General features: G+C 43.2%; 16 protein-coding genes. 9 read left to right on the top strand and 7 right to left on the bottom strand.

What is annotated here, in order from left to right; genetic code table 11:
- Positions 1–10: 10 nt before the first annotated feature.
- From N5O98_RS01050 to N5O98_RS01030, 6 genes are read left to right on the top strand one after another with little or no spacing between them, the layout of a single operon-like run.
- Entirely contained in the window at positions 11–2242 is a 2232-nt protein-coding gene (locus N5O98_RS01050) for a GumC family protein (protein WP_004311615.1), read from the top strand.
- The gene (locus N5O98_RS01045) at positions 2229–3509 is read left to right on the top strand and encodes an O-antigen ligase family protein (RefSeq protein ID WP_032856183.1); all 1281 of its coding nucleotides are present in this window, start codon (positions 2229–2231) and stop codon (positions 3507–3509) included. The genes N5O98_RS01050 and N5O98_RS01045 overlap by 14 nt, the downstream gene beginning before the upstream one ends.
- Positions 3506–4531: an acyltransferase family protein gene (locus tag N5O98_RS27550; protein ID WP_022199359.1), complete on the top strand. Its 1026-nt coding sequence runs from the start codon at positions 3506–3508 to the stop codon at positions 4529–4531. Before N5O98_RS01045 ends, N5O98_RS27550 begins: the two co-directional genes overlap by 4 nt.
- Before the next feature lie 5 nt (positions 4532–4536).
- Positions 4537–5439 carry a glycosyltransferase family 2 protein gene (locus N5O98_RS01040; RefSeq protein ID WP_004311612.1) on the top strand — a complete coding sequence of 301 codons (903 nt, stop codon included), beginning with the start codon at positions 4537–4539 and terminating at the stop codon, positions 5437–5439.
- Entirely contained in the window at positions 5436–6596 is a 1161-nt protein-coding gene (locus N5O98_RS01035) for a glycosyltransferase (RefSeq protein ID WP_004311611.1), read from the top strand. Before N5O98_RS01040 ends, N5O98_RS01035 begins: the two co-directional genes overlap by 4 nt.
- Entirely contained in the window at positions 6586–7695 is a 1110-nt protein-coding gene (locus N5O98_RS01030) for a glycosyltransferase (RefSeq protein WP_004311610.1), read from the top strand. The genes N5O98_RS01035 and N5O98_RS01030 overlap by 11 nt, the downstream gene beginning before the upstream one ends.
- Here the strand turns inward: N5O98_RS01030 and N5O98_RS01025 are convergent, their stop codons facing one another.
- Genes N5O98_RS01025 through N5O98_RS01015 form a run of 3 tightly spaced genes read right to left on the bottom strand, consistent with a single transcriptional unit; the run spans position 7696 to position 9048 of the window.
- A complete protein-coding gene (locus N5O98_RS01025) occupies positions 7696–8139 on the bottom strand; it encodes an N-acetylmuramoyl-L-alanine amidase (protein ID WP_004311609.1) in 444 nt (147 codons plus the stop codon). It abuts the gene before it with no gap.
- Between the two features lie 4 nt (positions 8140–8143).
- Entirely contained in the window at positions 8144–8449 is a 306-nt protein-coding gene (locus tag N5O98_RS01020) for a hypothetical protein (RefSeq protein WP_004300375.1), read from the bottom strand.
- A gap of 56 nt (positions 8450–8505) precedes the next feature.
- On the bottom strand, positions 8506–9048 hold the full coding sequence (locus N5O98_RS01015; protein ID WP_004306334.1) for an HU family DNA-binding protein: 543 nt from the start codon (positions 9046–9048) through the stop codon (positions 8506–8508).
- 48 nt (positions 9049–9096) lie between these two features.
- Here N5O98_RS01015 and N5O98_RS01010 point away from each other — a divergent pair, with 48 nt between their 5' ends.
- Complete coding sequence (locus N5O98_RS01010; RefSeq protein ID WP_182423441.1) at positions 9097–9237, top strand: hypothetical protein; 141 nt, start codon at positions 9097–9099, stop codon at positions 9235–9237.
- On the opposite strand, the gene N5O98_RS01005 is transcribed toward N5O98_RS01010, so the two are convergent.
- Positions 9234–10793, bottom strand: a complete 1560-nt coding sequence (locus N5O98_RS01005) for an ATP-binding protein (RefSeq protein WP_004311608.1) — start codon at positions 10791–10793, stop codon at positions 9234–9236. The genes N5O98_RS01010 and N5O98_RS01005 overlap by 4 nt on opposite strands.
- Before the next feature lie 180 nt (positions 10794–10973).
- Here N5O98_RS01005 and N5O98_RS01000 point away from each other — a divergent pair, with 180 nt between their 5' ends.
- On the top strand, positions 10974–11231 hold the full coding sequence (locus N5O98_RS01000; protein ID WP_004311607.1) for a DUF4248 domain-containing protein: 258 nt from the start codon (positions 10974–10976) through the stop codon (positions 11229–11231).
- A gap of 81 nt (positions 11232–11312) precedes the next feature.
- Here N5O98_RS01000 and N5O98_RS00995 read toward each other — a convergent pair whose 3' ends face one another.
- Genes N5O98_RS00995 through N5O98_RS00985 form a run of 3 tightly spaced genes read right to left on the bottom strand, consistent with a single transcriptional unit; the run spans position 11313 to position 14249 of the window.
- Positions 11313–13121 carry a bifunctional DNA primase/helicase gene (locus N5O98_RS00995; protein ID WP_022199358.1) on the bottom strand — a complete coding sequence of 603 codons (1809 nt, stop codon included), beginning with the start codon at positions 13119–13121 and terminating at the stop codon, positions 11313–11315.
- A 16-nt stretch (positions 13122–13137) separates the two neighbouring features.
- The gene (locus N5O98_RS00990; RefSeq protein ID WP_004311605.1) at positions 13138–13293 is read right to left on the bottom strand and encodes a hypothetical protein; all 156 of its coding nucleotides are present in this window, start codon (positions 13291–13293) and stop codon (positions 13138–13140) included.
- Positions 13281–14249, bottom strand: coding sequence for a DUF7833 domain-containing protein (locus N5O98_RS00985; protein ID WP_022199357.1), 969 nt, complete (start codon positions 14247–14249; stop codon positions 13281–13283). Before N5O98_RS00985 ends, N5O98_RS00990 begins: the two co-directional genes overlap by 13 nt.
- A 148-nt stretch (positions 14250–14397) precedes the next feature.
- On the opposite strand from N5O98_RS00985, the gene N5O98_RS00980 reads away from it, so the two are divergent.
- Positions 14398–14736: a hypothetical protein gene (locus N5O98_RS00980; protein ID WP_022199356.1), complete on the top strand. Its 339-nt coding sequence runs from the start codon at positions 14398–14400 to the stop codon at positions 14734–14736.
- The last annotated feature ends 13 nt before the right edge of the window (positions 14737–14749 follow it).

Below are 14749 nucleotides of genomic sequence, written 5' to 3'. Positions count from 1 at the left end.
CGCACAAAATATGGATTTTATCATTTCTACCATACGGACCTTACTCCGCCACCTCTGGATGATACTAGTAGGTACCGCACTTTTCACACTATTTGTTATTTATTACACCCGCCACATGGTTGGAGGATACGAAGTAAAAGCCACTTTATATACAGGAGTAGCATCGGGATACAATTTGGAGAGTGACAAGCGCACAGATTGGGCTATGGTACAAAATTCTATGGATAACCTGATAAGCATAATGCAGGCCGAGAGTACCCTCAAGAGAGTATCCATGAGATTATATGCCAGAGTTCTTATCAAAGGAGATCCGAACAAAGAAGTTGACGGAATCACCCCTTCCAGTTACAATTACACTTACAATCACTTAAAGAACAGTCCGCATGGAAAAGAAATACTGGCACTGATCGACAAAACAAGTGAAGATAAGACAGTGTCTAATCTGGAAAAGTATATGCGCCCTCACAAAGACAATTACGTCTACGGGCTATTTTACTACAATCCCCATTTTTACAGTTACAACACTTTGAAAAACATCAAAGTACAACGCCGTCTGACAAGTGACTTGCTGGATATTAGCTATGCTTCCAGCGATCCGGGTATCGCATACAATACCGTAAGCATTTTGATGGATGAGTTCGTTGATGAATATCGCCGTATCCGTTATGGAGAGACAGACAAAGTAATCAAATACTTTGAAGAAGAATTGAGAAGAATCGGTGGTAAACTTCGCAACGAAGAAGAAGACCTTACCAAATACAATGTTCAGAAACGCGTAATCAACTATCTTGACGAAACCAAAGAAATAGCAGCTATTAATAAAGAGTTTGAATTAAGAGAACAAGATGCCCTTTTTGCATTCAATAGCAGCAGTGCCATGCTTGCGGAATTAGAAAAACACATGGACAGCAATGCCAAACAAGTATTAAAGAATTTGGAATTTATTGACAAGTTACGTCAAGTATCCAATGTCACCGGAAAGATTGCTGAAATAGAAGCCATGTCCGACTCCAAGAAACAAGATACCGACAATCTGGAAAGTCAAAAGAAGCAACTGCACGAGCTACAAAAAGATTTGAATCATTTAACGGATTCATACGTAGGACATAAATATACGAAAGAAGGAACTTCGCGAACGAATATCATAGAACAATGGCTGGAACAGACATTGGCCAATGAAAAAGCGAAAGCCGAACTGCTGGTCGTACAAAATGCACGCCGTGAACTCAGTGAACGCTATATGTTTTATGCCCCCGTGGGTACCACCATCAAACAAAAAGAGCGAACCATCAATTTCACGGAACGTAACTACCTGACCGTTCTGCAAAGTTATAATGAAGCATTATTACGAAGGAAAAATCTGGAGATGACTTCCGCCACACTGAAAGTTCTGAATGAGCCAACCTATCCTATTTCTCCGGGAGCAACAAACAGAAAGCAAATCATAATGGCTGCCTGTGCAGGTAGTTTCATACTTATTATTGTTTTTTTGCTGTTAGTAGAAATGTTCGACAAAACATTGCGTGACGCAGCTCGTACTAAACGTGTGACAGATTTCAACGTGATAGGTGCTATTCCCAGTATGTTTTCCTCCCGCTATGGCGGAATGACGAAAACCTACGTCCAGTCATCCGTGAAAGAGTTGACTAACTCATTGCTCCGTTTCCTCACCGAGCGAAAATCTCCCGGAGTATATATAATCAACCTATTTAGCACTTGTGAAGATTCCGGAGAAGTAGAAGTCGGAAATCTGATTTGCGGATATATGCAAAGCCGTATGTTAAATGCAAGGTTTATCACCTATGGGGTGGATTTCAACACAGATTCCACTCAATATTTACTTGCCAAAAACATCACAGACTTTTATACCCTGCAGGGAGAAGATGTGCTGATCGTCGCCTATCCACCTTTAGCGCAAAGCAACATCCCCAGTGCTTTGTTACATGATGCAAACGCAAACATCTTGGTAGCTCCCGCAAACCGTGGGTGGAAAACGATTGACAAGCAACTTTGCGAACAGCTCATGCTGCAATTGGATAAAACAAACGTTCCATTCCGTATATGCCTGACAAATGCTTCCCGGGCAGCAATTGAAGATTTCACCGGGCAACTTCCACCATACACCATACTGCGGAATATCGGTTATCGTCTTAGCCAACTGTCGCTCACAGAAAAAATAAGGTTCAACCTAACAAAGAAAACCAAAGAAGGATCAGCAGAAGAGGAGGATGATGACGAATAGAATAATAACTTTCCACTTGTTATTTGCCGCTCAATTTGTGGTGATTATATCAGGAATGTTTGTAAACACCAAGACTGGTTTAGCCTCTATGGCACTCATATTGATGTTTACAACCATCTGTTTGATACAATTGGCCAATGACAAGCAAACAAACTGGAAACCCGGACAAAACATAATGACCTATATGTGCACAGTCTGGCTAGTCTATTATTTCTTCGAAATCTTGAATCCTAATAATGTAATGGAAGCATGGAACATTGGCCTCACTCCTTATGCGCTGATTCCTTTGATATGTGCTTTTATTGTTCCTATTGTCATCCGTACGAAAAAAGATATTGAGTTATTATTAATAGTATGGTCCATATTTGTTCTCATATTTACCATAAAAGGTTATTGGCAAAAAAACCACGGTTTCAGCGAAAAAGACCTTCACTTTCTGTATGCATTGGGAGGATGGCGTACGCATCTCATCTGGTCCGGCATACGTTATTTCTCATGTTTCTCCGATGCCGCTAATTACGGGGTGCATGCTGCGCTGTCGGCAGTCGTATTTGCCATCTCCTCTTTTTATGCAGGATCGAAATGGAAACGCGTTTATTTTTTCTTCATCGCTATCTGCGCGCTTTATGGGATGGGAATATCCGGAACAAGAACAGCAATGGGAGTCATCATGGGCGGTTTGTTGATGGTAACTATCATCGCTAAAAACTGGAAAGCATTACTGGCAGGTGTTATTGCATCAATAGCCATTTTCTGTTTCTTTTATTATACAAATGCCGGAAATGGGAATCAGTATATCCGTAAAATGCGTTCCTCTTTCCATCCCACTGAAGATGCATCCTATATGGTGCGTGTGGAAAACCGGATATTAATAAAAGAACTGATGTCGAAAAAGCCGTTTGGTTATGGAATCGGACTGTCAAAAGCGGGTAATTTCAATTCAAAAGAACAGATGCCCTACCCTCCCGACTCATGGTTGGTCAGCGTGTGGGTAGAGACAGGAATTGTCGGGCTGCTTCTTTACCTTGCCATTCATGGAATTCTTTTTGTCTGGTGTTCGTGGATATTGATGTTTAAAATACGCGACAAGAGTCTGCGGGGATTAGTAGCAGCCTGGGTGTGTATGAATGCCGGGTTCTTCATTGCCGCTTACGTAAGTGATGTCATGCAATACCCTAACCAACTCCCCATTTATATAGGATTTGCACTCTGTTTTGCAGCTCCGCATATAGAAAAAAGAATGGTACTAGAAAACAAGAAGTTATGAAAAAGAACCAACAGATATTAGTCTTAAATACTTTTGCTATCATCATGGTATGTATAGGACATTCTTTTACAGCCGTAGAGTCCTATTATGGTCATAAATGGATATATAGTTTTCACATCATGCCATTATTCATGTTCATATCAGGCTATTTATTAAATTATGCAACTATGCATAAACAGCAAGAAATATCAGATATAAGTTTATTGGGCAAACAAGGATACATAGTCAAAAGAGCGATCCGGCTCCTTGTTCCCTATTTCATTATTAGTTCCATTACTTATATCCCCAAAGTACTATTAAGTGCACACGCTCTACGCCCTATAGATTTCTCCATCCATTCATACATTCACATGCTATTGTATCCTATGGACAACGTTATCAAATTCTTCTGGTTTCTCCCTACTTTATTTATTGTTAGTATCATCACAATAATACTATACAAAGCAAACAAGAAACTAAAGTTTAAATATACCTTTTTAGTCTGCCTTCCTCTGCTCATTTTATTATACGAATTCAACCCTCTCAAACATATTGAATTTTTAAATCTAGGTGGAGTGGCTAGCTATTTGATATTTTTCATCACCGGATGTATATATGCCCAATATAATTCAATGATTAGCGACAAAGCAAAACTCGCAAATATATACACAGCAAGCGGACTTTTAATAATCTACTCTGCATTAATCTATTTCATAGTCTGGGATACACCATTCATAGGAATAGTATATGCTTTTATCGGAATAGCGTTCAGTTTCTCACTAAGTTCACTATACATAAAATACAATCTGAAGTTTCTTGACCATCTTTCCAACAGTTCATACGCTATTTACTTATTTTCATGGTATCCGTTAGTTATTATCCAATCATTTCTGATGAAAAAATATGCATTGGACTGGAAATTATGGGCTATTATCAGTACTGTTTTTCAAATATATATACCTTTCTATATATATAAAGGTATCATATACATAAAGAACAACAAACGTTATGGAAAAACAATAGCAACTTTATTAGGACAGTAAAAGATATGGAAAGCCCTACAATTTCATTCATCACCATTTGCTACAACGGTTTTAAAGACACCTGTAAGCTAATCGAGTCACTTCTGGACAAGATTCATTCCATAAGTTATGAAATCATAGTGGTAGACAATGCTTCACGCGAAAACGAAGCAGAGAAGATACGTGCGTTATACCCTACGGTAATCACCATTCGCAGCGATGTAAACAAAGGTTTTTCGGGCGGAAACAATATCGGACTCCGTGTAGCAAAAGGCAAATATTTTTTCTTGATAAACAATGACACCTATATTGAATCAGACAACATCACTTGCCTGATAGAGCGACTGGAAAGCCGTCCGGAAATCGGAGGCGTATCGCCGAAAATACGCTTTGCCTTTCCACCCCAAAACATACAATTCGCAGGATATACTCCGCTTAGCTCTATTACTCTTCGTAATGAAGGAATTGGATTCGGATGTCCGGACGACGGAAGATTCGACACCCCGCATACTACTCCCTATTTGCATGGAGCAGCTATGATGGTGAAGCGTGAAGTGATAGAGAAAGCCGGAATGATGCCGGAGATATTCTTTCTATATTATGAAGAGCTCGACTGGTGCACTCACATAACACGTGTCGGCTACGAGTTATGGTATGAACCCCGTTGCACGGTTTTTCACAAAGAAAGCCAGAGCACAGGGCAATTGAGTGCGCTCCGCACCTACTACCTGACACGCAACCGTTTGCTCTATGCATGGCGAAACCTTGACGGAAGCAGACGCTTTCTCTCTATAGCCTATCAAATGACTGTGGCAGCCGGAAAAAATGGAATAAGCTTTCTGTTAAAAGGTCATCCTGAACTTCTAACCGCCACACTGAAAGGCATATCAGCATTTATTCGTATTCCCCATAAAAAAGAACAAATATGACAACTATACTGTACATCGCAGAAATTATACTATACACAATATTGGCTATCAATATAGGTTATTTGCTTTTGTTTGCCTTGGCATCCAAATTCTACCGTCGTCGTAACTATCCCAATACTCCCAAACACAATAAATTCGCCGTACTATTCCCAGCTTATAAAGAAGATAAAGTCATTCTGCCGACTATCCAATCTTTTTTACAGCAAGATTATCCGGCAGAATTCTACGACATCATCGTGATTTCAGACCAGATGCAAGAAAGCACCAATGAAGCCTTACGCCAACTTCCGATCCGCCTGCTGACAGCCGACTATACTGACAGCTCCAAGGCAAAAGCCATGAATCTCGCCATGAAAGCTACAGCTGACACTCCTTATGACATGATCGTCATCATGGATGCCGACAACACAACAGACCCAGATTTTTTGTCTGAAATCAATCGTGCCTTTCAAGCAGGCGAAAAAGCTATTCAGGCACATCGCACCGCCAAAAATATGAATACAGATGTCGCCGTTCTTGATGCCGCCAGCGAAGAAATCAACAACTCAATATTTCGTAGCGGGCATATTGCTCTCGGATTTTCTTCCGCCCTTATTGGCTCCGGCATGGCATTGGAAGCACAGTGGTTCCGTCAGCATGTTCCCCAACTAGAGACAGCAGGAGAAGACAAAGAACTGGAATCGCTGCTACTTAAACAGCGCATCCATATCGAATATCTGGAACACGTCCACGTGAAAGATGAAAAAACGCAAAAGAAAGAAGTGATCAAAAACCAGCGCAAACGTTGGATCGCTGCCCAGTTCGATTCGTTGAGCCGGGCACTCCCCTCTTTTCCCGGAGAACTGCTTCGCGGTAATATCAACTACTGTGACAAGGTATTCCAATGGACACTCCTACCACGTATCGTACTGATTTTCTGCACATTTTTCTTCACAATCATATTCACAATTGTCCATCCGCACATGAGTATCAAATGGTGGATATTGTCCTTTTCCCTCTTTCTGGCATTATTTACGGCAATTCCAAAGCGTATGCTCAATAAGCGACTGCTACAAGGCATCCTTCAATTGCCCTCATTGCTGGCAGGCATTGTGAGTAATCTGTTTAAACTGAAAGGAGTCAACAAACAATTTATACATACCGAACATGACCATTAATGTATTGGAAGTAATCAGACAAGGCCAAGTGGGTGGCGGAGAATCTCATCTGCTCGACCTCATAGCAGGGTTTGACGAACGCGTCAATCCCATCGTACTAGCGTTCACAGGCGGACAAATGATTGACGAGCTCACCCGAAGAGGTGTCAGATGTTACGTCATTAACACTGCGCATCCTTTTGACATACGTATCACAAAACAAATCAAGAAGTTGATACTTGATGAAAACATACAACTCATTCACGCCCACGGAAGTCGTGCGGCCTCCAATGTAGCGTTCATTGCCCGGAAGCTACATATTCCGATGGTATACACCGTGCATGGATGGAGCTTTCATCAAGACCAGTCGTTTCTAATCAAAAGTCTCCGGGCATGGAGTGAGAAAATTATCTGTAAATTAAGCCGAAAAGTCATCTGTGTATCCGAAAGCAACTGGATTACCGGCCAAGAAACTTTCGGACTGAAGAATGCACTCGTGATAGAAAATGGTATCAACCTGAAACGATTCAATCCGGATGGAAACCGCAAAGACCTGCGTAAGGAATTCGGATTTACAGAAGATGATTTCGTGATAGGCTTCGTCAGCAGGATCACTCTCCAGAAAGCTCCGTTGGATTTCGTAAAAAGTATTGCTATCGCTCACCAGAAAGATGCCAGAATCAAAGCACTGCTGGTAGGAGAAGGCGATATGGAAGAAGAGACCAAGGAAGCAATCCGGCAAAACGGAATAGAAGAATACATCCGGACCTCACCATTTCGTAATGATGTGCCGGATGTATTGCACGCTATCAATGTTTTCTGTCTACCAAGTTTATGGGAAGGGCTTTCCATTGCGTTGCTCGAAGCGATGGCTATGAAAAAAGCATTGGTAGTGACCCCTACAGACGGTACCAGAGAAGTAATCACACATCAGGAAAGCGGATTGATTGCAGATTTCGGTCAACCGGAGGAGTTGGCGGAATGTTATTTGACATATCTCCATTATCCGGAATGGATAGAAAGTTATGGAAACGCAGCTATGGCTGTCATTCAGGAACGTTTCGACAGCCGACGCGTATCACAGCAAGTCACAGAAGTCTATTATGACATTCTTCAGTGATCAGTTCCATTCTTTTTTCACTTCGAAGCACGGACACGCTTTAATCCACTCTTCGGGTTCAATCTCTCCGTTTCCATTCAGATCGGGGCTCAAATCCCGATGTCCGCACACCCGGCAGCCGGGATAATCGCGTAAGAGCGTAAGAATCAGTACGTGCATTGAATGAACTTGCCATTCGGTACGGGTATCGGCGGGATGACCGTGGCAGTCAAGTCCGCCCTCATAACAAATGCCAATACTGTTCTGGTTGTGTCCTTTTGCGTGCGCACCGATTCGTTCAATCTCACGGGTGGTCTTTATATCTCCATTTTTACGGATATAAAAATGATACCCCGTCCCGTTGAAACCACGCCGACGGTGGCACACTTCCAAATCATCTTCCGTAAAATCCCTGTCCGCCCTTGTGGCGGAACAGTGGATCACAATCAAGTTGATGGTTCGCATAAATTCATCCCTCCGTTTCAGTGACCATCTGTACTCGTTGCACACATTCCTTGCTACTACACTGCAGAGCCGCAGCTTGCGTCAGCTGTCCTCTCAACGAGAAAATCTCCGCGTGCATCTCTTTCACTTTCGAACTAAGGTCGAAATAATCCTTCAACACTTTCTCCAACTGCTGCATCAGAAAAGTATACTGGTCTTTCACTAGTTCACTGAACTCTTTCACTTCTTGCGCCATCATCTGGCGCTTCTTGCGGCTACTGCCCAGGAAAGGCAGAATCGTCATGATGATTTCGATAATTTTATCTAACATTTTAATAGATTGAGATGATAAATTAATAAATTAAGAACAGAGTCAATCAAAGCGGTTTATGCTGCCGGATCCGGAGCTTCTCCTCCACCGCTACCACCACCGGGTTCTCCCCCATCGCCTTTACCATCATCATCGGAGCCGTCACCACCGTTTCCTCCGGCAACGGACTTCTTCTCCGTATACAATTCGAACATCATGTTATTATCCCCGCCACGAGTAGTTGCCGTGCTGTCATTGGCAAGACGCAATGAGTTGTCGACTTTGAAACGGAGATTGATGCGAGTGATATTTTTCACCGTACAATCCTTTTCCTGTTCCACACCCGGACAGGTCAGCGTGGTATAAAAAATACCCAGTCCATCCACTTTCACCTTATTCCCTGCCACAAGCACTTTTTTCATCGCACGGACAAAGGATTTCATCACATGCGACACGTCTTCCACCGAAAGCGACCCGATAGACTCGATTTCCTGTGCCAGTGAATCAATTGAATAGATTTTCGACTCCCCAGCCTTGGGCTTGAGAAGATACATCATCGGTGATTTATCATCACCGAGCCGTTTTCTGCGCTTATAGCGCACAACTGTAACTGTTGCCATATTTAAAAATTGTTTCTACGAAAAGAAGTACATTCTCCCTTTCTGTTGATGAAACAAAGATACGACAACACGTTGACGACTTGCCGGATTGCGCCGGACTACACCGGATTATGCCGGATTAAAACGGATTATACCGAATTATACCGGAATATGTGGAAATATGTAGGAATATGTAAGATCATTCCCTAGTTTTCAATGATCCATTCTCCAATAGTTCGCATACTACTGTCGAAATTAACTCCCACTTTGATAACTTTCCGATGATCTGCCTGATAAGGAATCGCATACTGCTTACTATTGATCTGTGCCAACGCTTCTTCAGGAGTACCGTCTACTTTGAATTCGAATACATAGATAGCCTCCTGCATCTTTATCACAACATCAGCCCTGCCAACAGCGCTCTTCACTTCTGCATCCACATATTGCCCCATCAACCGGAACAGGAGGTAGAAGATGGTCTGATAGTGTTTCTCCTCCTTATTATTCATATCATTGGGGATAGAGGCGAAAAATGATTTGATCCGCTCCATACATTGATCCAGATTGCCGACCCGTAAGTCTTTGATAAACGATACTACATAAAATGTATTCTCGCGAGCAGGCAAATGCACATAAGCCGGCATTAATGATTCGATAAAGCCTTTCCGAACTTCTTTGTTAGGATAAGCCAACGTATAGATCTGAAAATCCCGGTCATACTCTTTGATAGTGAGATAACCGCTTTGGTAAAGTACCGGAAGCGGGTCTGTAATGACATTGGTAGGTGCATCAAACTGCTCGGCAGTAGCCGAAACGCCATCCAGTTGACGAATATCGAAATTGCTTTGCTGCAAGATGTCTATCAGGAAAGTGGGAGTACCGGTAGAGAACCAGAAATTCTCATAACTTTTCTGCGCAAATGCATTAAACAAACTAAACGGATTGTACACATCCTCACATTTCTTACTGAAATGATACCCATCATACTGTTGTTTCAAATGTATACACGCTTCATCATACGTTTCACCGTTCGCTTCGGCCATCCTTCTTATATCTTCTTCCAACTGTGTACGCAATTCATTTTCCGTTATACCGCAAATGGCACTATAAGCATCTTGCATACTTATGTTCTGAAGATTGTTCAATTCACTAAAGATGCTCATCTGACTAAATTTACTGATACCGGTCAGAAAAAGAAAACGAAGATATTCTCCCTGCGCTTTCAACGGACTGAAAAAGTCGCGCATGATGCCACGTATTTCAGCTTGCAACTCCTCATTGTTGTTGCTATCCAACATAGGAGAATCATATTCGTCTACAAGTAACACAACCTGACGCCCGCTCTGCTCGTAAGCACGTTTGATAATACCTTTCAGACGGAGACTGAAAGTGTCTTCGCTCGTGTCACATCCGTAAATTCGTTCCCATTCCACCAAGCGATTGTTGATAGCGGAGCGCAGCATCCCCGCATTCATATACTTACTGATACTGAAATCAATATGCAACACGGGATAAACCGTCCAGTCTTTCTCCAACTGTTCCATCATCAGCCCCTTGAACAGGTCTTTTTTACCAGAGAAATAGGCTTCAAGAGTGGAAACTAACAGACTCTTTCCAAAGCGTCGGGGACGGCTAAGAAAATAAGTCGTATGTGTATTTACCAAACGATAAATCAACTCTGTCTTATCAATATACACACAATTATCATTGCGTAGTCTCTCGAAACTCTGTATCCCTATCGGATAACGCCTGAATATTCCTTCCATCCTTTTTCTATGCTTTTAACGTGAAACGTAAACAAAGATACGATAAATTTCAAGAATCGGTATTCTATTAGTATCAATTCTTTTATGAATACGCCCGAACATCCGCTCTCAAAATTTGCCTATTCCACTAAAAATGAGTAACTTTACTTCAAATATAACAATCTAAAGGCACAACTATAAATGAAAACAAAAAACAAGATTCTCCCCGAACAAGAAGAAGAAAAAACATTCCAATACCGCACCTATGGGAAAGGCGAGCTCGCCCTGTTGTACCTCCCCAATATCCTGCAACAAAGCGCAGTAGACCGATTCAACGAATGGATTGAAGCTGCACCCGGACTAAAAGAACGACTCCTGGCCACCGGCATGAATCCACGTAGCAGATACTACACTCCCGCACAAGTAAGACTCATCGTCGAAGTACTCCAAGAACCCTAATTGAAGTATTAAGTATTAGGTATCAAGTATGGTAAACGCATCGCAACAATGGATAACATCATAATACTTAATACTTGCTACTTAATACCTAATACTTTTAAACAGCTCTTTTTCAGGTAGCCAGCAGGAGTTGTCGAACATTGTATTTCGGACACGCTGGTCAGCGGAGAGAGAAGGGTCGTGAGATTCTTCACAAGGCAGGTATCGTCCGCTTACGGGATCGTAGACAAAGGATGCCATTCCACCGACACCAAGATGCTTGAATTTCACCTTGTCCACGTATACGCGTGTGACACCAACCTCCTTGTCACGTTCCACAATGATACCGTAATCCGCTTTGTTATAGAAATCGGCAGAGCCGTTGATGTCGTACATTTCCACACGAGGGGTAATGCCCGTGACAGGATTACGGTTCATTTTACGAGGATGGACTACAACCACGAGCAGACAATTATGTTGCACGGCAAATTCTGTAAATTTATTCAACAGGTTGGAAATATATTGCGTTTCCGTCTGTCCAGGTTGCGGGTTGTGGTCGAAACGGTTGAGCGGGTCGAAGACAATAATGCGGCAGCCGCGGCGGACAACGAGTTCATGAGCCTTGGCCAGTACACGATCCGGAGAAACATTACCTTTCAGAGAGATATGAGAGACGTTTTCAGTCAGAAAATCTTCCGAGTTCGCAAGGAGTCCCTCCGTCATGCCACAGCCGTTTTGAAAACGGTGTCCGGTGAGTTTCTCAATCAGTTTGCGGAGATGATAGACGATAGGAGTATTTTCCGGGCTAAAGAACCCGATTTTCCATTGATGCCGCAGGCAGAGACGCAACACCAATTCGTCCACCCACTCGGATTTTCCTGCACCGGGAACTCCGGTGACGTAGACACTTCGCCCACGTTCATACGTGCAGATCTTATCCATCTCCTCCCATCCCGTTTCCGCTCCGGGACCGAAGCCGTTGTCGAAAAGAGCCCGCAGATCGTCATGCAAGTCGGCAGCGGTGAAGATACCTTCGAGCGGAACTTCTGCTGCCTGTTCGATGGCGATACGGAGACTGGCGATACCATATTTGCAGAGATGCTCGTTGGCATCTTTACACTCTGGACCGTAAGTCACCACCCGGCAGCGTTCAGCTCCCAGCCGGTTGATGAGTTCATTGCGCAACCGGATTCCGGCAGAATCGGCATCAACGGCAATGATGATTTCTTCCAGATCCTCGAAGTGCGTCTCCATAAAACGGTCGATCCAGGAGAGGTTCGAATTGGCTCCGGCCGGCACGGAGATGGCGCTTTTGAATCCGGCGGCGATGGAAGAAGCAGCATCCAGTTCCCCCTCGTGGATGATGCAGGAGGTTTGCCCCAGGATGGAGTCGATGTTGTAGGGAATCAGTTCGGCACCCTGCACCATTTTGAAAAGTTTCGGGAGAGCGCGAAATTTGGTGTTTATCAGTTGTTCCCCTTCAAAATAGTTGAAGCAGATGCAACGTTCCTTTTTGCCGGATTGCGGCATAAATTCTTCCTGCTCGGTGATGCGTAGGGCGGCTATGACGGACTGCGGGATGCAACGCGTCTCCACCAGCCAACGCTCCGTGTCTTCGGAAAGTGTGGTTTTCGAGGCATCAAACACAGGACGCTGAAAATGCTGCGGAATGGCTGCCGCACGACGCTTGCGGGCTGCCACACGTTCGGCATTCTTGCGCTCTTCCACATCATCGGGAACATAAAAATCAGCGCCACAATGATAACAGTGACAGTGGCCCGTGTCGACGTTGACACGTAGCGAACGGTCGCGCTTATTCTTGCGGGTAGGAAGACATTTTTTACAAATCGTCTTGAGGACTCCACTCGATTTACCGTGGATGTCGACATCATAGTTGGCAAAATTTCTCATATTTTTTTCCTTTTTTCTAATAAAAAAATAGTTTAAAATAATCATTCACACACAGAGGACTTACCTGCCGGACGAGTGTCTGCCACCTGCCGGACGAACTTCCGTTACCTACCAGACGAACATCGGCAACCTGCCGGACGAAGCCAGTCATCTGCCGGATTAATGCGCCCATCTTTTCTTCACATCATCCCACACAGCTGATGCATCGGGACGTGGCGGCGCATCAACCGGAATAAGATGTCCCAGATACGTTCGCCGCCCGTCGACGACGCTTTCAAAGCGGTTTACATCCTTGTCGACCGTATTCTCAAGCTCTTTCAGCAAGGTTTCCCTCAACGTGCGACAAGTAACGGAACCGGCCGCGATATAATTTGAAAAATACCGTTTCACGTCCTCCGGGAAAAGCAGTCCCGCTCCTTTGTCATAAAGGCGGATATGTTTTTTGAAGATTTCCAAAATAAGTTTTTGATGGTCTACAAAAAGCTTTCCCAAACCGGAATGTTGCCCGGCCAATTCCATATATGACTGGAAAGTAGAAAGTTGGTCCACCAACTTTTCCCAAGGCAACACGGGTTGTAACGGGCCATGATTGCCTTCATCCGCCAAACGGCTCACAAGAGACGGTGTTTCTATATTACTCCTATTATTGTTTACAACAGAAACACTTCCTTTACTCTCCTCCTCTTTACTTTCCTCTTCTCTCCTCTTCTGGTTTTCAGTGGGTTTTCTCCCTTTACTGACGGGCGTTTCAGCACTTTTTGCCACCTTTTTCGGACGCCCTCCTTTTTTACCGTTTTCGATGTCCATTTTCCGCTTCTCTTCCAAGCTTTTCATCACCCTATCCAAGTAGGAAGAACGAAACATCTGTCGTTCCTCATCCAGTTCGAAGAGATCGAATTCGCGAAGTACCCGCTCCACCGCAACTTCATCCACATCATACCGCCGGGCCATGGCCTTCAGTAAAACCGGTTTGCACGACGCCTCATAAGTATCTTTAGTGCGCAGATGCAACAGCAACATCACGTAAATTCCGAGTGCTTCCGCGGCATTCATTTCCGTCATCATACAGGCAATATTGTCGTCATTCAACAAATTTACCTCCAAATTGAAATACTGATCTTTCTTCATTTTCATTTATCATTTATTATTCCACATTTAATACTTCCGGGGCGCAAAGGTGCAAAATGTATTTTATTCCAGCTATCGCAAAAATGAGAGGGGGATTATATATTTTTTATCCGACCTTTGCCAAAAATTATTAATAATCCCAAACAATATGGACACAAAACGCAACCAAACGTTGGAAGAAATAGAAGAAAATAAAATAGTGAACGAGCATTACCAGAACAGAGTAATGCTGATAAAAGAGCTCCTGAAAACGTCACAGCTAGCCACAGTAGAGCTCTGCGTGCATATCAACATCAGTGAAGCCTCCTACTACCGTTACATAAATTTCACCAGCTATATGAAAGCAGCCATTTTCATACATGCTTGTCTCTTCCTCAAGCAATATATTGAAAGTCACCACATTCCTTATACCCAAGAAGAAAAACGGCTTATAAAAACATTAGACCTGTTTCAGATTTCCTCAAATAGCAACTTAAACTGCAATTAAAACACAGAAAAGA

This window comes from Bacteroides sp. LFL-34 (assembly GCF_027257075.1).
Lineage (GTDB): Bacteria > Bacteroidota > Bacteroidia > Bacteroidales > Bacteroidaceae > Bacteroides > Bacteroides ovatus.
The sequence above is the reverse complement of the archived record's forward strand: the minus strand, read 5'-3'. Positions and strand labels throughout refer to the sequence as shown.